The organism is Bradyrhizobium sp. cir1 (assembly GCF_014198245.1).
GTDB lineage: Bacteria > Pseudomonadota > Alphaproteobacteria > Rhizobiales > Xanthobacteraceae > Bradyrhizobium.
The window spans coordinates 62,978-83,343 of sequence record NZ_JACIHE010000019.1; the positions used below are offsets into that span (position 1 = coordinate 62,978).

At 60.9% G+C, this 20,366-nt stretch carries 20 protein-coding genes and 1 pseudogene; 17 read left to right on the top strand and 4 right to left on the bottom strand.

Annotated features, from left to right (window positions below; all coding sequences use genetic code 11):
• Window position 1: 1 nt before the first annotated feature.
• From GGD63_RS29885 to GGD63_RS29950, 14 genes are all read left to right on the top strand, one after another.
• A complete protein-coding gene (locus tag GGD63_RS29885; protein ID WP_283812000.1) occupies window positions 2–424 on the top strand; it encodes a DUF3168 domain-containing protein in 423 nt (140 codons plus the stop codon).
• Entirely contained in the window at window positions 421–738 is a 318-nt protein-coding gene (locus GGD63_RS29890) for a phage head closure protein (protein ID WP_183247300.1), read from the top strand. The genes GGD63_RS29885 and GGD63_RS29890 overlap by 4 nt, the downstream gene beginning before the upstream one ends.
• Window positions 735–1,559, top strand: coding sequence for a hypothetical protein (locus GGD63_RS29895; protein ID WP_183247302.1), 825 nt, complete (start codon window positions 735–737; stop codon window positions 1,557–1,559). The genes GGD63_RS29890 and GGD63_RS29895 overlap by 4 nt, the downstream gene beginning before the upstream one ends.
• Entirely contained in the window at window positions 1,556–1,960 is a 405-nt protein-coding gene (locus GGD63_RS29900; RefSeq protein ID WP_183247304.1) for a phage terminase small subunit P27 family, read from the top strand. The genes GGD63_RS29895 and GGD63_RS29900 overlap by 4 nt, the downstream gene beginning before the upstream one ends.
• A complete protein-coding gene (locus GGD63_RS29905) occupies window positions 1,932–3,533 on the top strand; it encodes a terminase large subunit (protein ID WP_183247306.1) in 1,602 nt (533 codons plus the stop codon). The genes GGD63_RS29900 and GGD63_RS29905 overlap by 29 nt, the downstream gene beginning before the upstream one ends.
• Entirely contained in the window at window positions 3,533–3,931 is a 399-nt protein-coding gene (locus GGD63_RS29910; RefSeq protein WP_183247308.1) for an HK97-gp10 family putative phage morphogenesis protein, read from the top strand. The genes GGD63_RS29905 and GGD63_RS29910 overlap by 1 nt, the downstream gene beginning before the upstream one ends.
• The gene (locus tag GGD63_RS29915) at window positions 3,921–4,238 is read left to right on the top strand and encodes a GTA-gp10 family protein (RefSeq protein ID WP_183247309.1); all 318 of its coding nucleotides are present in this window, start codon (window positions 3,921–3,923) and stop codon (window positions 4,236–4,238) included. Before GGD63_RS29910 ends, GGD63_RS29915 begins: the two co-directional genes overlap by 11 nt.
• Entirely contained in the window at window positions 4,238–6,484 is a 2,247-nt protein-coding gene (locus GGD63_RS29920) for a hypothetical protein (RefSeq protein ID WP_183247311.1), read from the top strand. The genes GGD63_RS29915 and GGD63_RS29920 overlap by 1 nt, the downstream gene beginning before the upstream one ends.
• 105 nt (window positions 6,485–6,589) lie before the next feature.
• Entirely contained in the window at window positions 6,590–7,387 is a 798-nt protein-coding gene (locus GGD63_RS29925; protein WP_183247314.1) for a hypothetical protein, read from the top strand.
• The gene (locus tag GGD63_RS29930; RefSeq protein WP_183247315.1) at window positions 7,384–7,914 is read left to right on the top strand and encodes a hypothetical protein; all 531 of its coding nucleotides are present in this window, start codon (window positions 7,384–7,386) and stop codon (window positions 7,912–7,914) included. Before GGD63_RS29925 ends, GGD63_RS29930 begins: the two co-directional genes overlap by 4 nt.
• A 176-nt stretch (window positions 7,915–8,090) precedes the next feature.
• Complete coding sequence (locus GGD63_RS29935; protein WP_183247318.1) at window positions 8,091–8,321, top strand: hypothetical protein; 231 nt, start codon at window positions 8,091–8,093, stop codon at window positions 8,319–8,321.
• A gap of 156 nt (window positions 8,322–8,477) precedes the next feature.
• A complete protein-coding gene (locus GGD63_RS29940) occupies window positions 8,478–8,633 on the top strand; it encodes a hypothetical protein (protein ID WP_183247320.1) in 156 nt (51 codons plus the stop codon).
• Window positions 8,626–8,805: a hypothetical protein gene (locus GGD63_RS29945; RefSeq protein WP_183247322.1), complete on the top strand. Its 180-nt coding sequence runs from the start codon at window positions 8,626–8,628 to the stop codon at window positions 8,803–8,805. Before GGD63_RS29940 ends, GGD63_RS29945 begins: the two co-directional genes overlap by 8 nt.
• Window positions 8,806–8,921: 116 nt before the next feature.
• Window positions 8,922–10,772: an NACHT domain-containing NTPase gene (locus tag GGD63_RS29950; protein WP_183247323.1), complete on the top strand. Its 1,851-nt coding sequence runs from the start codon at window positions 8,922–8,924 to the stop codon at window positions 10,770–10,772.
• On the opposite strand, the gene GGD63_RS29955 is transcribed toward GGD63_RS29950, so the two are convergent.
• Complete coding sequence (locus GGD63_RS29955; protein WP_183247325.1) at window positions 10,749–12,551, bottom strand: site-specific integrase; 1,803 nt, start codon at window positions 12,549–12,551, stop codon at window positions 10,749–10,751. The two genes, GGD63_RS29950 and GGD63_RS29955, sit on opposite strands and share 24 nt — an antisense overlap.
• Before the next feature lie 307 nt (window positions 12,552–12,858).
• Here GGD63_RS29955 and GGD63_RS29960 point away from each other — a divergent pair, with 307 nt between their 5' ends.
• The 3 genes and pseudogenes from GGD63_RS29960 to GGD63_RS29970 form a co-directional block, all read left to right on the top strand.
• Window positions 12,859–13,221, top strand: a complete 363-nt coding sequence (locus GGD63_RS29960) for a DUF1428 domain-containing protein (protein ID WP_183247328.1) — start codon at window positions 12,859–12,861, stop codon at window positions 13,219–13,221.
• Between the two features lie 325 nt (window positions 13,222–13,546).
• Entirely contained in the window at window positions 13,547–14,800 is a 1,254-nt protein-coding gene (locus GGD63_RS29965) for an ABC transporter substrate-binding protein (RefSeq protein ID WP_183247330.1), read from the top strand.
• Window positions 14,801–14,842: 42 nt separating this feature from the next.
• Window positions 14,843–15,274: pseudogene (locus GGD63_RS29970) on the top strand (ATP-binding cassette domain-containing protein); the annotation flags it as partial.
• Here GGD63_RS29970 and GGD63_RS29975 read toward each other — a convergent pair.
• The 3 genes from GGD63_RS29975 to GGD63_RS29985 all read right to left on the bottom strand — a co-directional run bounded on the left by GGD63_RS29975 (window position 15,267) and on the right by GGD63_RS29985 (window position 20,212).
• Window positions 15,267–15,833, bottom strand: coding sequence for an invasion associated locus B family protein (locus GGD63_RS29975; RefSeq protein WP_183247332.1), 567 nt, complete (start codon window positions 15,831–15,833; stop codon window positions 15,267–15,269). The pseudogene GGD63_RS29970 and the gene GGD63_RS29975 sit on opposite strands and share 8 nt — an antisense overlap.
• 63 nt (window positions 15,834–15,896) lie before the next feature.
• Entirely contained in the window at window positions 15,897–19,043 is a 3,147-nt protein-coding gene (locus GGD63_RS29980) for a multidrug efflux RND transporter permease subunit (RefSeq protein ID WP_183247334.1), read from the bottom strand.
• Window positions 19,040–20,212: an efflux RND transporter periplasmic adaptor subunit gene (locus GGD63_RS29985; RefSeq protein WP_183247336.1), complete on the bottom strand. Its 1,173-nt coding sequence runs from the start codon at window positions 20,210–20,212 to the stop codon at window positions 19,040–19,042. The genes GGD63_RS29980 and GGD63_RS29985 overlap by 4 nt, the downstream gene beginning before the upstream one ends.
• Window positions 20,213–20,366: the final 154 nt, after the last annotated feature.

A 20,366-nucleotide genomic window follows, 5' to 3' on the forward strand; every position in this document is an offset into this window, starting at 1 on the left:
AATGGCCCATTCTGACCCCTCATTGGCCCTCCAGAAGGCCATCCGATCGCGCCTGATCGCCAGTCCGGAGCTGATGGCGCTGGTCCAGGCGGATCACGTCCTGGACGTCAATGGCCGGCCGGAGATCATGCCGGCGGTCTACATCGGCGAAGGCCAGACTATCTTCCGGCGCTGGGATGCGACCAGCTACGCGACCCTGCACGTCTGGTTCCAGGAGCCCGGCTTGGTCCAGTGCAAGAAAGCCGTTTCGGCCATCGTCGCTGCGATGCGGATCGACGCCCAGGCCGATGGTGTCCTGCAAATCGACGGCTTCATCGTGCATGACATGCAGGCTACCCAAACCCGCTATATGCGCGACCCGCACGGCTCATTCAGCCATGGCGCCGTCTCGGTCGCAGCCATCGTCAAAGCGAGGGCGGCATGAGGGCCGGCAACCTCGACCGCATCGTTGAAATCCAACGCCGCACTACCGGCTTGGACCTCTACGGCACGCCCGTGGAGACCTGGACCACGTTCGCTACCATGCGGGCGCAACTGCTCAAGAACGCCACCGACGGCCGCGAGGGGGCGCGCGGGCACACCACCGACGCGGTGCTGACCTTCCGCACGCGCTACCTGGACGGGGTGACGCTTGAAAATCGCCTTACCTACCAGGGCCAGCAATTCGAGATTATTGGCGTCAGCGAGATCGGCCGCCGCGTCGGCTTGGACATCACGTGCCGGAGAGCCGGGCCATGACCGATCGACTAGTCCCGAACGTGTTCGTTAACAAATGGGCGAATGTGAAACGCTGCATTCTCATGAACTACGGCGGATTTCTGTCGGGCGGCGAATATGCGAGCCAGCTCGGGGTTGAAGCTCTGCAAGTATTTTTCGAGGTGAGAAAGCTGAATCCAGGCTATCGTGATCAATCGGCCTGCGTTCGCTTCATGCCCATTACCTTTCGCGATCTCTTGGACTACATCGCCAACGGCCCGAAGTTGTGCAAGCACGTTCGAGAACGATCTCCGTCGAAGCGGTGTGAGGTCCTTCCCAAGAAGTTCGAGACCGTCAAAGAGCATTGCGTTCAGCGAAGAGCATGCAACTCCAGCAATGACGCGACGATCAAGAACTTCGGCCTCAGGTCCGGTGCGAGCGAAGTCAATTGTCCGCCATATTTCGTTGAGATTCTCCATCAAGTCGCGGAGATCGGCGCTGATCGCCTCAAACGTTTCTTGCTGAAGCAAGCCCTGCATCCTAGCCGAAGATACAATCTGTCTTTCGACCGCCAGCCAAGCGATCCAACCAGCGAAAATTGTGCCCGCCGCGCCGAACAAACCGCCGGCCAAATTCTCATGGTTAGCAACGACGCAGCCGAGCCATCTCGGGAATTTCAGCGCGCACCGTTGTGGCAGCGCGCCATCGGCTCCGACAAACATCGCAAAGTCGGCCGCCGACAATGTCGCATAGATAAAAATGACCAGGCTAGCGATCAAAATAAGCGCTTGGAAGATTCGGGGATGGCTCATGGCCTCAGCCTGCCGGGCCGCCCGGCGTTTGTCGAGAGGGTTGCGGCATGAAGGGTCGAAAACCACAGCTTGCCGCCGACGCCAATGCGCTCGACGCCTCGACTAAGCCGCCGTCCTGGCTGAGCAAGCACGCCAAGGCCGAATGGCGCCGCGTGGCACCAATCCTCGTTGATCGGCGCATCCTGACGGACACCGATCTAACGAGTTTGGAGCATTACTGCACCGCGGCCGGTCAAGTCCGCGAGATGCAGAAGATCATTGCTCATGAGGGCAGCGTGGTCATGACTGATCGCGGCCCCCGCGCGCATCCTGCCGTCCGCATTCAAGCCGACGCCATGACCCGCGCCCGTCTTATCGGGAATGAGCTAGGCCTCAGCCCCACAAGCCGCAACCGTCCCGCTATTCGAACCGATCAGGAAGACGATGACAGTGCATCCGACCTGGGTGTTTGACGAAACACCCATCCCGGATCCGCACGGGCGCGGCGAGCGCGCTGTGAAGTTCTTCCGGGCTTTGAAGCATCCCAAATCGACCGCGCACAGGCGGGCTTTTGAGCTTGCACCGTTCTGGGAACGCATTCTGCGTCGCATCTACGGCCCTTCGGACGCCAATGGCGATCGTGAGGTGCGGACGGTCTTTATTCAGATCCCTCGCGGTGCCCGTAAGACCACCTTTGGCGCCGCTCTGAGCCTCTTGCACTCTTGCGGTCATGAGAAGGTGCCCGGCGGCGCTTGTATCCTGGCTGCCAGTGCGGAAGATCAGGCAGAGCTTGCCTTTGACGAAGCGCGGGCTTTCGTGAGGGCAACGGCGCCGCTCGCCAAGGCCACCTACGTGGTCGAGTCCGAGTTGGAGCTTGAGCATGTTGCCTCAGGTTCAACCCTGAAAGCGATTCCAGCCGAAGGCGACGTTCAGCAGGGCAAGACCCCGTATTTCGTCCTGATCGACGAACTGCATGTCTGGAAAAACCGCCGGCTGTGGCGGGCGCTGAAGAGCGGCTTGCTCAAGGTGCCGAACACGCTGCTCGTGATTATTACGACGGCGGGAAGAGGCACCGAAAACCTGGGTTTCGAGGAATACAGCTACGCCAAGAAGGTCGCGACGGGCGAGATCGTCAATTCGGCCTATCTGCCGATCATCTTTGAGCCGCCGGCTAAATTCGACTGGCGCGACGAGAAGGTTTGGCACCGTGTCAATCCGGGCCTTAAATACGGTTTCCCCGACATCAAAGGCATGCGGCAAGCGGCATCCGAAGCCGCCGACAAGCCGGCCGATCGCGAAGACTTCTGTTGTTACAATCTCAACCAATGGATTGACGCCGCGTCCAGTCCGTTTGTGTCGATGGAAGTTTACGATGAAGGATGCGCTCCCGTTGACCTAGACGCGCTCGCCTCTCGACCGTGCTGGCTCGCGGTCGATCTGTCGTCAAACACGGACCTATCAGTCATCAAGGCGGCATGGCCGGATGGCGAAGGCGGCTATGACGTTTGGCCCTGGTTCTTCTGCCCGCGCGCGAATCTTCGCGAGCGCGAGAACAAGACCGGTGCGCCTTACTCGCAATGGGTTGCGGACGGGCTGATCACGGCTACTGAGGGTAACGTGATCGACTTTGAGCAGGTCCAAGCGACGATCGAACAGCTTTGCGAACGGTTCGACGTCCAGGAGATCGCGTTCGATCCCTACATGGCTCGCATGATGCAGGCGCGATTGCTTGAGAAGGGCCTTCCGGTGATCGACTTCCGGCAAGTCCCGAGCCTCATGATGCCGGCGCTATCCGAGCTTGAACGGGCGATCATCGCGCGTCGCTTCCGGCACGGCGGGCATCCGGTGCTCCGGTTCTGCTTCGCCAATGCGGAGGTTGAGCGAAACAAGCAACAGCATGCGGTCCGCTTCCACAAATCCAAGCGCTGGCTGAGCATTGACGGTGCGGTTGCGACCGCCATGGCAGTTAGCCGCGCCGCCGCCGGCGAAAGCCACGGCTCTTTCCTCGATAACCCGGAAATTACCGCAGACATGTTGGTGGTGTGATGGCCGACGACGACCTCGATACTGACGCCTTGTCAGACAAGCTTAAGCAGCGACTAAACGACGTGATCCGCGAGCAGGCCGAACGCTTGTCGCAGGCACAGCGACAAGCGCTGCAAGCCCTTGAACAAAGCCCCGATGAAACTGGACATCTTGAGGAATCCTGCCGCGTTGAGCCGGGCGAGAACGAATTGGAATGGGTGGTGCTCGCGGGTGGACCGCTGACCACTACCACCGTTCGCGAGGGCAGCGGCAAACCTTACGACTATGCAGACGCGTTCGAATTCGGGACCAGCCACCAGCCCGCGCGCCCCTTCTTTTATTCCACCTACAACGCCATGCGCGACGACATGCAAAAGGCGATCGAAGACGCAATTAGTGAGGTTCTAAATGACGACTGAAGCCACCCAGGAAATCTCTTGGGCTACACCCCTTACGTTTGACCTACAACATCCGTGGGTTCGGCGCGTGATCGCATGGCGCGGCATTAATGGGCATCCGCCAGCGGCCGTGCTCACGCGCTTTGTGGACAACACCTATAGCCCGGAGAATGTAGAGCGCGTTATTGAGTTGGGGCTGATCGGCGGCGGGATGCCGGAACTTGACGTGGAAGCGCTGCTCGACGGTCACGTTCGCGGTAAGCCGATAATTCCAAATCTCACCATCGCGACCGCAGTCCTAGCCTCGCTCTTTGCGGAAGCCGCCTAATGCGCATTCTTCTCTCAGTAAACCTCGACCAGTTGAAGGACCAACTGCGGCAAACGACATCGCTAACTCAGACTGCGACGCGCCAGATCGCGAAGCAGTTCCTGGACATGAACAAGGATCTCGCCAAGGACGCGATCTTTGCGACCATGGCGCGGGGCGCCGTTGAGCTCGCCGGTAAGGTCGCGCTGGCGGTCGGGGCCTATAAGCTCATGACTGCCGCGATTAGCGGCGCCCGGGAGCAGATGGCCCAAATGGTCGAGATCGCCGATAAGGCCCAGAACCTTGGCGTCTCGCCCGCATTCCTCCAGGCCTTCACGTCGGAGGCCCGCAAGCTCAAGGTTGAGGCCGGCGAGCTCGAGACCGCCCTGGACCACGCCTTCCAGGCAACCAAGGACCGCTCCCCGATCGACATCGGTGAATGGTCCGTCGGCGAGGAGAAGATCACCGACGTAGAGAAGGCCTTGCGCGTCTACAATGAGACCCTTGCCAAGGCTGCCGGCCAGCGGTTGCAAGGCTTGGTCCTGTTCCGGGACGCCCAAACCCAGGAGGAGAAGATCAAGGCCGTTCTCGCCGCCATGATCCAGCTCGACCAGATCGGGCAGCATGCCGCGAGCCTGGATCTGGGCGAGAAGATGTTTGGCGCCCAGATTGTCGATCGCATGCGGCAGGGCAAAACGTCCGCCGAAAGCATGCTGGCGACAATCAAAGAGGCCAGCACCCACTCGGACGGCATTTTCAGCAACGTCCTGGTGGAGCGGGCCAAGGAAGTCGACGACCAGCTCAAGCTTGCACATCAGCGGCTCTCGACCGCCTTGAAGCCGTCCTGGGATGACCTCGCTAGCGTCATGATGGACATCAAGGGCGCCTGGGCGGAGGTGGTCAACCTGATCGCGAGGGCCGCAGAACTCACCAACAAGATGCCTCGTATCCCCGGGATGCCGGCCAGCTCGACCGACCTCGCCGCGAAGCAAGATGCTCTGGCCCAGGTCAACGCGCGTTTGAACGGGACCGGCGGCGGCCTGTTCGGCAGCATCGATCTGCCGGCTATCGAGATCGGTGGAGTCAAGCTGACCAACTCGACCAAGGAAAACCTTCTCGCCCACCGCGACCGGCTGCAAAAGGAGATCGCAGCGCTGACGGCGAATGGCGAGCAGTATGGCCCGCCGGCGCCCAGCCAGACGCGGGGCACCGGGCCGGCGCCGACGAAGATCAGCACCGGCAGCAGCGTGGACAAGCTCGGCACGGCGGCGGACAGCATTGAGAAGCGCACCGCCGCACTGCGCGAGGAGGCGGCCGGCCTCGATCTGAGCACCGCCGCACGGGAGCGAAACAAGATCGCGGCCCAGCTCCAGGTCGTGGCCATGCAGGCCAATGCCGCCGCCGGCAAGGGCGAAGGCGTCGTTACGGCTGAGCAGCGCCAGCGCATTCAGGAAGTCACCGAGGCCTATGGAAAGGCCACCGAGGCCATCGAAAAGGCCACCATTGCGCAATCGATCCGGCGCGGCCGGCAGACCTCGCTCCTGGATCCCCAGGACGTGCAGATTGCCGAGCAGCTTAAGGGTCTCTATCCGGACGTTGGGGATGCGCTGAACTCGGTTGAGGCATCGGCCATGAGGACCAATGAGGCCATGCGCTCGATCGGCAGCACCATGAGCAGCAGCCTTACCAGCGGCCTCGCGGACATCCTCGACGGCACGAAAAGTGTGTCGGCCGGGTTTGCCGACATGTCCAGAGCCGTTGTCCGCGCCCTGGAGGAGGCCATGATCAAAATGCTGATCGTGCAGCCGCTGATGCGATCCATGAGCGGCGCGTTCGGCTTCAGCGACGGCGGCATGGTTGGCGGCACTGCGCCCGTAGCCAAGGCGGACGGCGGCTACATCACCGGACCAGGAGGGCCGCGCGACGACAGGATTCCGGCACGGCTCAGCAATGGCGAGTTTGTCGTTAATGCGGAGGCGACCTCCAAGCACCGCGCCGTCTTGGAGGCGATCAACCGCGGCGTTCCCAGGTTCGCCGATGGTGGGTTGGTCGGCGGCAGCTCGCCGGTCGCGCCTATGATTGCCAGCCACCAGAACGTCATCGCGCCCCAGATCGCTGTCACTGTCCAGGGCTCGCCTGGACAATCGCCCCAGGATCATCAGCGCATGGGCGAGACCATCGCCCAAGCGGCGCAGCACAGCATCCGGAGCTTGATTGCCGCGGAGTTCCGAACGGCAATGCGACCGGGAGGCATCTTGCGGCGATAGAAAAACCAAGCACGCCAGTGCTTGGGCGCTATATCTGAAGCTGAACCCCGTTGAAATGCGAAAGCCACCCGCCGGCGGGCAGGTGGCTTTCTGGAGGACCCGAACGTGCCGTTGCTGAAGAGAACGCCCGAGCGAGATAGATATAGCGCCGACAGCGCGACCGTGCAGGATAACTGCCCCCAAAACCGGTCGAAAAAAGTCCCTCAGAGGGTCCGGCAGTCCGCCCTCAAAGATCGCAAAATCCTCGAAAAAATAGCTGCTTTTCGCGTTCCGGCTCACATGCTGCACGAAGAGACTTCAGTTGCACATCAGACACCCTCTGATCTCTCTATCGACAGCTCTGTAACACCCTCTAACGACAACATACCCGTGTGGGCTCTTACCGGTGACGTGGTCAAAGCCGTGGCCGCGACGGCGGCCCTACAGATCGCAGCCAAGCCCGCCTATGCGTTCACCTTCAATTTGACTCAGAAGGCCCGGGACAAGGCCCTGACTCATCCACGCGGCTTCCTAGAGTCGCTGAAGAGGTCCTTTGACAAGCAGCTCGCCCGCGCCGGTGTCCGCCTCCATTACTGGTTCTGCATTGATCGCGATTGGGATGGTCGACTGCACATTCACGGGGCCTTCGGCGCGGTGACCGAGAACGAGGTCCTGAAAGAGATCATGCGCCGGGCCTGGGGCGTGTCACCGGATAAGGGCAGACAGTTCCAGATCAAGATCATCCCCTTACGCGATGACGGTTGGGCAACCTACGCAACGCGCAATCTGCGCAGGGTGTCCGGCACGATCGGCCCAGCCTTCACCATGACCCGGCCGCTGCAACAGGACGCGCAATGGACCTACTGCGAGATACGTCGAATCATGCGAGGGAAGCGCAATGGGAATGGGAGTCATAGCGAATGAGATGGGTGTTTCTACTTGCCGGTTTGTTGCTTGGATTTGTGGGCGGTGCCGGGACGATCATATACCTCCAAACGCGAACGGCCGGAGGGGCAGAGTCGGGTGAAATGGCGATCCACTTTGACCAGAAGATGTATTACGATTCCGACGCGTTCGTTGTCGTCTCGGGGACCTTAACGGGTCCGGACATGGCCTACCCAAACAACACATACAACGTTTCCTGCTATCAGGAACTTAAGCAGTGCTGGTCCTCCAATGTCGAAGCAATTGGCGAAAGACAGATCGGAAGGTTAGGACCGCCATCCGAATTTGACATTCGGTCGTGGACCAAGAATGAAATCGTCGCCGGATATGACTCGCCGTTTGGCTGCTACAAAACAACGATTACGATCTCGCGCACCTCTCAGGTCTTGCTTTGGGTGGAGGAACCGGTCAACCAGACAAAGCCCTTCTGCAAGGACGCAAAGAAAGTCATCAGGAAGATGACGATCGAGGACTCTCCCAGCTGGAAGAGGCTCCATCAACGTTGAGGTCACGGGTAAGCGTTCGCTTACACGCAAATTTATTTTCGGTTGCGGCATCAATTCGGCCAGAGTCAGCAACGACTTACATGGCTGAATGGTGCTCTTGTCCGCGAGTCTCAAATCACGCATCTCGATTCCCGTGCATCACCATTTTGGTTGATGATCATTTCACGGGGTAATTGATGACGACCTTTTCTTCGGAGTTCTCTTTCGCGTTGAAGCGCCAGCACCTCGCGGGGCGCCTGCTTTTAACCGTGCGGGAATTCGCCCGGGACCACGGCCTCCAGGATCTCGATGAGGCCGCACTGCGCCAGATGGCCGTCAAGGTCGACGACGTTGCCGGCGAGCTGCTGATGTTCGGCTGCGACCATTGGCCGGAATCGGCTCGCGGGGAGGACAAAGCGGCTGCCTAAAATTTGAGCGGTATCGCGAAGGTTCGATCGCTATAGCTTCAGTGAACGGACCTCGCAGTCGGGCCGTTCACTCCTCCATGTCGTTTCCAGCTCGGTGCACCACACCGAGCTGGTTTCGTCTGAGGGGACCCTTCCGACTGATGACAGGAGAAGTGAATGAACACCCGCGAATACGCAGAAGCGGAGGAAGCCGCCGACCAGCGCGCACGCAACAGGAAGCGCGCATGGATCGCAGCCAAACGCGGCGCCGCCCAGATCATTAAGGAAGCGCTCGCGGTCGCCGCGCAAGAGAAGGAGACGAGGCATGGGTAAGGCTGTTTCCTTCACATACGACGAAGATCGCCGCACCGGCACCTACGAAGTTCGGTCGGGCATGGTGCGCGTCACCACGGAATTCGGGACCAAGACGACCCAAGTCGGCGGATCACCCCCATTGGTTATTGCCCGGATGTTGGCCCATGAGCTGATGCAACAGGCCAAGTAGATCAGAAGGGCGCGGGCAACCGCGCTTTTTTTGTTGCCGCTAACAGTTGAATTCGCGAGACTACCCAACCGAATCGCTTTTAGATTGCCTCGCTTTTCAATTTTTCAAGAGCCACAATGACACCGGATATCGACTTTGCCAAAATGGCAGCCACCGTGATTGAGGGGCAAATCAAAAATGCTCTTTCAGCAGTCTCGGCAGGCCTACGAGGAGGCGTCACCAAAATACTTTCGTTCATTTCGAAAGATCTTACAAAATACACGGAAGCAAAAATCAAGAGATGCTCGCATGTTCGAACGCCAATTATAAACCGCGACCATCCTACCTACATTTACGACATCTATGTTCAGACGCGCCTACGCGTGCGCGGCTCCGTCATGTCGGACGAGACGTTCGTCGAGAGCTTGGCGAAAAATGCGAGTATAGTAGTCGCAGGCAATGCAGGCAGCGGCAAATCGATGTTCATGCGGCATCTGTTCCTCGCGCTTTGTAATGCCAATCGTTCTCAAATACCGCTCTTCTTCGAGCTCCGCGACATAAATGCCTCAGAGAAAAAAGACGTCAAAGAATTTCTCTACTATAACCTGATTGGTTCGAATGCGACGATCACCGAAGCGCAGTTTCTCGAGAGCCTAAAGGCCGGCGTCTTTTCGCTCGTTCTTGATGGCTTCGACGAAATCAACCACAATGATCGTAAATCGGTCGAAACCCAAATCATCAAGCTGCGAGAGCAGTGTCCGGAGCTGCAAATCATCCTGTCCAGCCGGCCCGACCCCGATCGTCGTGTCGAAAGTTGGGAGGCATTCAGCACCATTTATGTTGAGCCGATGGAGGAAGCGCAAGCAACCGAACTAATCGAGAAACTCGACTACGACGCCAAGATCAAAGAGAAGTTTCTAAAAGAGACTCGATCCCGACTTTTTCAAACTCACAGGACTTTTTTATCGAACCCTCTCCTCTGCATCATGATGCTCGTCACCTTTGAGCAAACTGGTCACATTCCGACGAAGCGTCACGTGTTTTATGAAAAAGCGTTTGATGCACTATTTTCGATACACGACACACAAAAGGAAGGTGTTTACAAACGGAAAACATACTCCAATCTGTCGGTCGACGAGTTTCGAAATTGCATGTCGGCCTTCTGCATGGTCACATACCTGCAAGAGCGATTTTCTTTTACACGAACTGAATTCCGTGAGGCGTTAGGTAAGGCGCTTGAACTAGAGCGCCTCGAAATTGATATCGACGATCTCACTAGCGATATGATTGAGTCTACATGCTTGATTCAAATCGAAGGGACAGACTTTTCATTCACGCACCGTTCGTTTCAGGAATACTTTGCTGCGGTTTTTATATGTCGTAGCCCGACTATTGGCCCGCAAGCGTTGCTCGATGCTGTTGCAATCCGCTCGAATACAGATGATGTAATCAGAATGGCATTCGCCATCAATCGCAGCTTAGTTGAGCGAGAGTGGATAGTTCCGACGCTTGAACAGATGCTACGATCGAGAGAAGCAGGATCTGTTCGTGAGCAGCCCTTCGACTTCTTACGCAACCACATTGGTGGCCTGAGCATACGTGTCCCGGCGAATGGCAAGCCTTCACTTCAGTTTTTTTGGATCACCAAGAGCGTAGCCCTGCTCACCATAGGGAACCTCTACTCAGAGGCATTTGTCGGAATCGATCTCGCGACGACTCGCTTTGGCCGAAGCGCGCAGGAAGAGGCCAATTCCTATTACGTCCAGTTGGTGCGGAGATCAGACGACCGGGTCACCCGTCGCGTGCGTTCTGATGGCAGGATGATCGAACTCGATGAAAGAGATGCCGAGTTGCTAAAGAGGGTGAAGGCATTCGATGCCGTAGTCCAATTCGTCGATGCGGCGAGAGATGTAGTCGTTTCGTGCAAGCAAGCTGCTGAAAAGCAGGGTAACATTCTGGACCGGCTAACCAACAAACTGACAAGGTAACGCTTCAGCGTAACCGATCGCCTCAATCATCGTTGCGCGGTCGCGAAGTGGGCCTTCCGGCAGCACGCCATATCGGCCGGTGGTGCTGGCCTTGGTATGGCCTAGCAACACGCCGTGTTGTTCGTCCAAAAAGCCGGCCGCGCGGAAGGCGTCAGCAACGTTGTGGCGGAACGAATGGAAGTTAACACGTCTGTCCACCTTCACACCGACGGCCTTGAAGTAGGCATTGAAGAATTTCGAGGCCCCGCCGAAGTAGCCGCGCTTGTCGCGTTCCGCCTCTGGAAACAATCGCTGCTCGCCACGGGCTACCATGCCGGCATGATAATCGATGAAGCCCAGCTCGATCAGCCTGGAATGCACCGGCACCACGCGCATTGAGCCGCCTGTCTTGGTGGATTTGGCGGAGCCGTCCTCGTCCCCGACCTCGGTGATATGGAAAATCCACACTCCATGAAGCTGCCGCACATCGGCCGTCAGCAGCTGGCACAGCTCGCCTAGTCGCGCACCAGAGTAGATTGCAATCAAGGGTATCCAGTAGCGCCAATCCCTGACCGCAACGTTGCCCGGCTTGTGCTCAGCATCGTCGCCAAGGCATGAACCGAACAGCGGCGAATTGAAGATCGCCTTGAGCTGATCGCCGGTGAACGGGAAACGATTCTTCCGCCGCTTGTCGATCGACAGATACATTCCGCTCATCACGTCGTCGTCGATATACTCGTTTTGCAGCAGCCATCGCGCGAAGCTGCCGAGCGCTGCTAGATATTTGTTGATCGACTTCTGGCTGATCGTCGGCTTTTTGACCGTCTCGTTAGCTTCAATCACCTTGCGGAACGACATGCCCTCGAATGCCTTGCTGTCGGCCGCTTTCACCGGCCATCGTGCCAGCTCTTGCTTCCAGTTGCGAACCGCTTTGCGCGTGATCACCGAGACGTGCGACACCTCACCGACGAACTCGGCAAAGAGCTTCACAATCTTGCGGTTCTGATCCCAGGTGTCAGGCCGCGCGTCCCCAATCCGCTCAGCTTTGAATTTGTCGTAAAGCTCCATCAGGGTTTCCCCCGGCGCGGCAACCCGTTTGCCCAGTGTGAGATCGGCCGGCACGACGATCGGGTCAGAGGGGGCACCGGTCCAGTTGCCGGCATCGCGTTCGGCCGCGCGCTCCAGGACCTGGACCTGTGCTCGCTGCAATCGCTGGCAAAGGTCGCGATATGCCGGCGAGCCCTTAACGATCAGAAGCCGCTCGCTCTGGATCACCTCATCGGCCTTCCATTCGATCAGGGCCGTCTCGCCGGCTGCCAGATGCTTCCTGAGGTGGGCAAGCTGGATGGTGCGGCGCTCGCGATCCATCTTCGCGGCGTCCCTCATGACGATCAGGTCAATAGTCGCGTTGAGCTGCACCAACGGGTCGCTGGACCAGGGCACGTGGCCCGCCTCGATATCGGCTGCGAGATTGTCGGTTGCCCCACGCAACGCCACGTCTGTTGGCAGCGCCGCGCGTGCCTGGGCGTCGCGGTTCAGCTCGGTCTCATAGTGCGACCACACCGAGGCCTGGAGATCGGCGGGGGACGGCTCCCGGCGCTGCTCTAGGTCAGCGAACCGCGCACGGAACGATGCGATGACAGGCGCCGCTCGATCACGCGCTTGCCTGGGATCGCTGGTCTTGAGGGACTGCCAAATCTCTTTGCGCTTGAGGACCGGCTGAAGCCTCAGGGGCACGCCAACGCGGACGTAGTAGGACGTGCGACCTGGACGTTTTTGGATGTTCGTGGCGATCGACATTCGAGTCCTCGTAAACCGTGACTCGTAACCACTACTCGTAACCGCTCGGTGTGAAAAGCTGTTTTGAATCATGCCTTTGTTGAAATCATTGAAATTTTGCTGGGGGTCCTCAGGGTCCAGGTTCCCCAGCCAGTTCCGGGCTTTCCCAGATCCTGATTTCGTCAGCTCCGGCGCCGTACCATTCTGGGAAACCGCCGTGTCGCATGGTTGCTCGCGACGGATTGCCTCAGTGGAAATGGCGTCTTCGACGTCGGCCCGCCGCGCGCCCCGTCGTCCTTGGGAGACAGACAACCCAAGGAGATCAGGAATGCCCTATGTCGATGGTTTCGTGCTGGCTGTCCCGGCGGACAAGATCGAGGCCTACAAGGCCCTGGCGCGAACGGCCTGCGCGGTCTGGATGGAGCATGGCGCGCTCGACTATGTCGAGTGCATCGGCGATGACGTCCCCTATGGCGAGCTGACGTCGTTTCCGCGTGCGGTGATGGCGAAGGAAGGTGAGGTCGTCGTGTTCTCCTGGATCGTCTATCGCGATCGAGAGACGCGCGACGCCGTCAACAAGAAGGTGATGGCGGACCCGCGGCTCAAGTGCGGCGACATGCCGTTCGACGGCAAGCGCATGATCTATGGCGGCTTCACGACGCTGCTGCGGGCGAGCGACGTAATGAGTTGAGCGAAGTGGAGCCGGAAGACCCGTAGCCCGGATGAGCGAAGCGACATCCGGTGATGCGGCCGCTGTTGTCCCAGGTGTCGCTTCGCTCACCCGGGCTACACGTTCTTGTACCGGCGGTCCTCGTCGGAGTTGTCACGCTCACGCAAAGCGACTTCAGATTGAATGCGCAATGCCTTATGCAGCATCGTCGCAGGCCGTTTCACCTTGCCGGTCGCCGGTCGGCACACCATCCTCCCGCAGCCAGGCATAATCAAACGGAGGCAGGCGTTTCGCCCAAGCTCTCCAGAAAACTTGGTTGGGGAAACCCTTTGGGAGGTCTGATTTCATGACATTGAAGCAGGTCACGGGGCTGCTTTGCGCGGCCGCGATGTCGCTTGCGCTCGTCTCGGGCGCAAAGGCGCAGGACAAGGTCGTCAAGATCGGCGCGATCCTGCCGATGTCCGGCGGCACGGCCTCGATCGGCGCGCACGCCAAGGCGGCGCTCGAGGTCGCCATGGACATCATCAACAACGCGCATCCGGAGCTCGGCAGTCTTCCGCTGGCGAAGAATGCCGGCCTTGCCGGCCTCGGCGGCGCCAAGGTCGAGGTGGTGTTCGCCGACAACCAGGGCAGCCCGGCGACAGGGCAGAACCAGGCGCTGCGCCTGATCACCGAAGAGAAGGTCGCCGCCATCCTCGGCGCCTATCAGTCCGGCATCACGCTGACCTCGAGCGCGATTGCCGAGAAATACGGCATCCCGTTCCTCACGCCGGAATCGATTGCCGCCAATCTCACCGAGCGCGGCTTCAAATGGTTCTTCCGCACCACGCCGATCGCGCCGGACTTCGTCCGCATCTATGACGAATTCCTCACCGACATGAAGGCAGCCGGCGCCAAGACAGACAGCATCGCGCTGGTCCATGACAACACCGAGTACGGCACATCGGTCGCCAACACGATCGCCTCCGGATTCAAGGAGAAGGGGCGCGGCGGCGTCATCGACATCGCCTATGCCGTCAACGCCACCGACGTGCAGGCCCAGGTGCTTCAGCTCAAGGAGAAGAAGCCCGACGTCGTGCTGATGATCAGCTACACCTCGGACGCGATCCTGTTCGCCAAGACGATGCAGTCGCTCGACTACAAGCCGCCGCTGCTGCTCGCGGACGACGCCGGCTATTCCGATCCGTCCTTCATGAAGGCGGTCGGCAAGCTCTCACAAGGCGTCTTCAACCGCTCGTCCTGGGCGGTGGGTCCGTCCGGATCGCCGTCTGCCATCATCGCCGACATGTACAAGAAGAAGAGCGGCGAGGAGATGGACGACACCGTCGGCCGCCAGATGCAGGGCTTCTTCGTGCTGGTCGACGCCATCGACCGCGCCGGCTCGACCGATCCGGCCAAGATCCAGGCCGCGCTGAAGGCGACCGACCTCAAGCCCGAGCAGCTCATCCTGGGCTACAAAGGTGTGAAGTTCGACGACAAGGGCCAGAACATCCTGGCCTCGGCCTATATCATCCAGCTTCAGGACGGCGAAAACTACGTCTCGGTGTGGCCCAAGGCCAATGCCCAGAAGTCGCCGATGCTGCCCTACAAGGGCTGGTGATCACGCGAAGGCGGGACCTGCAGTCCCGCCTTTTTCACAAGGCGGAGCGTCGAGCACAATCTGATGTTAGGCGCGACGCCGCTGCACGACAAGTCGCGCCAGGCGACGCTGCTCGAACGCGTCTACGAGATCTTCCCGCGCCTGAAGGAACGCCGCAACCAGCGCGCCGGCACCATGGCCGGCGGCGAGCGGCAGATGCTCGCGGTCGGCCGCGCGCTGATGAGCGATCCGAAGCTCCTGATGCTGGACGTGCCCTCGCTTGGCCTTGCGCCGGCCGTCGTGGAGTCCATGTACGAGACCTTCGGCCGCCTGCATCGCGAGGGCCTGACCATCCTGCTCGCCGAGCAGTCGATCGAGCTCACACTGGAAGTCTCGGACTTCGCGACGGTGCTCCAGGTCGGCAAGAGCGTGCTGTCAGGCACGGCGGCCGCGCTCGCGCTGCGGCAGTCGGCGATCAAGATGGCCCTTACTTGATCTTGTCGTAGGCGGCCGCAAAATCGCCGAGCGGCATCGGGATCGCGATCGTCTCCTTGGCCATGTTCTGGAAGGAGACCTTCAGCTGCTTGCCCGACCGCAACGCTGCGAGCAGGTCCGCTGCGATCGGCGTCGAGGCGTAGCAGCCGCGGTTCTCGCAGGTCTGGATCTGGAGATCGGTCGTCTTGCCCTCGTCGACCTGGAGCTTGGCGCCGACGGGAAGGTTGAGGCCGAGCGGCAATTGCAGCAGCGCGATCGGCGTGCGGGTGTCGGGCGCGATACGGATGTTGATCAGGATGACGGTCTGGCCGGTCTTGGTCAGCACCGCGTTCTGCTCCATCGCGCATTCGAGCGGCGCGTCGCGGCTGGCGCTGGTGCAGCGGACGATCCAGCCGGGCTGTCCGGGAGCACCGTCAGTCTGCGGCTGCGTTGGCGCGGGTGCCGGTTGCGCGGCCGGGGCGGGCGCTGCGTTCTTCTTGGCGGCCTGCTGGGCATGCGCGGCGCCCGCCGACAACAGGAGGGCAGCGGCGAGAGCGACAAGTCTGGATTGCATGGGCATGGCGAGACCGCGTTGGCGTGAACCGGGGTCTCGCTGTAGCGTCGCGGGAGCCGCGGCGCAAGCTTACTCGGCGGCTTCCTTGACGGTGCCGTGCTCGTGCGTCTCGTGGCCTTCGCCGTCACCCGTACGGCCCCAGCCCGAGAACCAGTTGTTGAGCTCGTCGAGATAGAGATAGACGACCGGCGTCGTGAACAGCGTCAGCGCCTGGCTGACGATCAGGCCGCCGACCATGGCATAGCCGAGCGGCTGGCGGATCTCGGCGCCGGTGCCGTGGCCGAGCATCAGCGGCACGCCGCCGAGCAGGGCCGCCATCGTCGTCATCATGATCGGGCGGAAGCGCAGCAGCGCGGCCTGGCGGATCGATTCGGCCGGCGTCTTGTGCTCGTCGCGTTCGGCGGCAATCGCGAAGTCGACCATCATGATGCCGTTCTTCTTCACGATGCCGATCAGGAGAATGATGCCGATCAATGCGATCAGGCTGAAGTCGAAGCCGGCCGCCATCAGGATCGCGAGCGCGCCGACGCCGGCCGAGGGCAGGGTCGACAGAATCGTGATCGGGTGGATGTAGCTCTCGTAGAGAATGCCGAGGATCAAATAGACCACGACGAGGGCGGCGAGGATCAGGAGCGGCACGGTGCCGAGCGATTGCTGGAACGCCTGCGCGGTGCCCTGGAAGCTCGAATTCAGCGTCGGCGGTGCGCCGAGCTCGGCCATCGCCTTCTGCACGGCCTCGGTGGCCTGGCCGAGCGCGGTGCCTTGCGCGAGATTGAAGCTGATCGTGATCGCCGGGAACTGGCCCTGGTGGCTGATCGAGAGCGGGCGGACCGGATCGGTGGTCCAGGTCGCAAAGGTCGACAGCGGCACCTGGTCGCCGGTCAGCGGCGATTTCAGATAGAGCTTGTTCAGGCTGTCGAGATTGCCCTGCAGCTCCGGCAGGATCTCGAGGATCACCTTGTAGGTGTTGAGCTGGGTGAAATACTGCGTGACCTGCCGCTGTCCGAACGCGTCATACAGCGTGTCGTCGATCAGCTGCGGCTGGATGCCGTAGCGCGATGCGGTGTCTCGGTTGATCTTGAGCTGGACCGTGGTGCCCTGGGTCTGCTGGTCGGTGGCGACGTCGCGCAGCTCCGGCAGCGTCTGCATCTTGGCCAGGATCTTCGGTGCCCAGTCGTTGAGCTCGGCGAGATCGGCATCCTGCAAGGTGAACTCGAACTGCGTACGCGTCGGCCGGCCGCCGAGGCGGACGTCCTGGGCCGCCTGCATGTAGAGGCGGGCGCCGGACACCTTCTCGAGCTTGGGACGCAGCCGCGCGATGATCTGCTGCGCCGAGGCCTCGCGCTCGTTGCGCGGCTTCAGCGTGATGAACATGTTGCCGTTGTTGCCGGCGCGGCCGCTGCCGCCGATGTTCATCGCGATCGTGGCGACGTCGGGGTCTTCCATCACGATCTTGCCGAGCTCGACCTGGCGGCGCTGCATCTCCTTGAACGAAATGTCCTGCGAGGCTTCCGAGGTCGCGGTGATCAGGCCGACGTCCTGCTGCGGGAAGAAGCCCTTCGGGATCAGGACGAACAGGTAGATCGACAGGCCGAGCGTGGCGAAGAAGATCGCGAGCGTGGTGCGTCGCCAGGCCAGGGCATGGTCGAGGGCATATTCGTAGCCGCGCAGCATCGAATCGAAGGCGCGCTCGCTCCATTGATAGAAGCGGCCGTGCTGCACCTCGCCATGGGCGCGCAGGAAGCGCGAGGCCATCATCGGCGTCAGGGTCAGCGACACGAACATCGAGACGAAGATGGTCATCGCCAGCACGACGGCGAATTCGCGGAACAGGCGGCCGATGATGCCGCCCATCAGCAGCAGCGGGATCAGCACCGCGACCAGCGAGATGCTGATCGACACGATGGTGAAGCCGATTTCCTTGGAGCCACGGAAGGCCGCCGCCATCGGCGATTCGCCTTCCTCGATGTAGCGCGTGATGTTCTCCAGCATCACGATGGCGTCGTCGACGACGAAGCCGACCGCGATGGTGAGCGCCATCAGCGACAGATTGTCGAGCGAATAGCCGGCGACCCACATCAGCGCGCACGCGCCCAATAGCGCCAGCGGAACCGTGATGGTGGGGATGACAGTGGCCCAGAAGCTGCGCAAGAAGATGAAGATGACCATGACCACGAGGGCGATGGTCAGCAGCAGCGTGAACTGGACGTCCTCGACTGCGGCGCGGATGGTCGTGGTGCGGTCGCTGATGAGCTCGATCTTGATCGCGGGCGGGATCGCGGCCACGAGGCGGGGCAGGGTCGCCTTGATCCTGTCGACGGTCTCGATGACGTTGGCGCCCGGCTGCTTGAAGATCACCAGGAACACGCCGCGCTTGCCGTTGGCCCAGGCCGCCTGCTTGGCGTCTTCGGCGCCGCTGACCGCCTGGCCGATGTCGCGGATCCGCAACGGGGCGCCGTTACGATAGGCGATGATGACGTCGTTCCAGTCCTTGGACTGGGTGAGCTGGTCGTTGGCGTAGATCGTGTAGGCGCGCTTCTCGCCGTCGATATTGCCCTTCGGACTGTCGACCGTGGTGATTGCGATCTGGCTGCGCACGTCCTCCATCGACAGGCCCTTGGCGACCAGCTTCGCCGGGTCGACCTGAATCCGGATGGAAGGCTTCTGCTGGCCGCCGATGAAGACCTGGGCCACGCCGGACAGTTGGCTGATCTGCTGGGCGAGCTGGGCGTCGACCGCGTCGCTGACGCTGGTCAGAGGCAGTGTCTCCGACGTCGCCGACAGCAGCAGGATCGGCGCATCGGCCGGGTTGACCTTGCGGTAGGTCGGCGGCGAGGGCAGGTTCTTCGGCAGCTGGCCGCTGGCGGCGTTGATCGCGCCCTGCACATCGTTGGCGGCGCCGTCGATGCTGCGGTTGAGGTCGAACTGGATGGTGATCGACGCCGTGCCGAGATAACTCGTCGAGGTCATCTGGGCGATGCCCGGGATCTGGGCGAACTGGCGCTCCAGCGGCTGGGCCACCGACGAAGCCATCGTCTCGGGGCTGCCGCCCGGCAGATTGGCGGTGATCTGGATGGTCGGGAAGTCCACCTGCGGCAGCGGCGCAACCGGCAGCAGGGGATAGGCGACGAGACCGACGAAGAGGATGCCGGCCATCAGCAACGAGGTGCCGATGGGATAACGGATGAAAGGTGCCGAAATCCCGCCCTCGGTCATTCCCGTCGTACCTTGTTCTGGGCCGGATCCGAACTTGCCACCGCCGTCGAGACGAGGCTTCCCGGCTGCACCTTGAATTGACCGCCAGTGATCACCTGCTGCCCGGGCGAGAGCCCTTCGTCGACGACCGAACGGCCGTCGATGGCGTAGCTGACCTTGATCTTGTGCACTTCGGCCTTGTTGTCCTGATTGACGGTGTAGGCGTAGAGGCCATTGGTCGAATGCTGGACCGCGTCATCCGGAACTACGGTCGCATCCTTCAGCGTCCGCACCAGCAGGCGCGTCGACACCGACTGTCCCGGCCATAACGTGTGGTCCTTGTTGTCGAACACAGCCTTGAGCCGAATAGTCCCGCTGGTGGTGTCGACCTGGTTGTTGATGACCGCGAGCTTGCCCTCGGCCAGCGTCTTCTTGCCGTCGGTGGTGAACGCGATCACCTTGAGCGCGCCGGCCTTCTGTCCTTCGCTGATGTAGGGAAGCTGGTCTTCCGGCGCGGTGAAGATCACCGAGATCGGCTCGACCTGCGAGATCGTGACGATCCCGGTCTGTGTCGAGGCGTTGACGATGTTGCCGACGTCGACCTGGCGCAGGCCGGCGACGCCGGTGATCGGCGCCTTGACCTGGGTGTAGTCCAGCTGGGTCTGGGCGTTGGCGATTGCGGCTTCGTCGGCGGCGATCTGGGCAGTGAGCTGGGCGACGGTGGAACGCTGGGTGTCGACCCGCTGTGCGGTGGCGAATTCGCCGAGCTTCATGGCACGTTGCAGCTCGAGATTGGCATTGGCCAGGCTAGCCTCGTCCTGCGCCTTCTTGGCTTTGGCCTGGTCGAGCGTGGCTTGATAGGGGCGGGGATCGATCGAGGCCAGGAGCTCGCCCTCCTTGGCGATCTGGCCTTCGGTGAAGGCGATCTTGTCGATCTGGCCGTCCACGCGGGTGCGGACCTGGACGGTGTTGAAGCCCTGAACCGTGCCGAGACCGGTCAGATAGACCGGGAAGTCGACCTTCTGGACCGGCGCCACGCTCACGGGAACGGCCGGCGCGCGAGGCGGACCTTTCTGCGCTGTCTGGGATTTTCCGGCGTCCGGCGAGCCGTATTTCTGCCAACCATAATAACCCGCGGAGGCCACGACCGCGAGGATCAGAATCCAGAGGATCGGCCGTGTTTTTTTCATATCGGCTCGTGTCGGCTCTTGTGCCCTAGCTTACGAATTTTGGGGCAATCGTAGGGTTCCAGGGCGTTTGTATAATACACGCCAAGTTCCAGTGTAAACAGCACTATCGGGTGAGAAATCTAAACAATTGGAAAGCTTTGCACCGCCTAGGCAA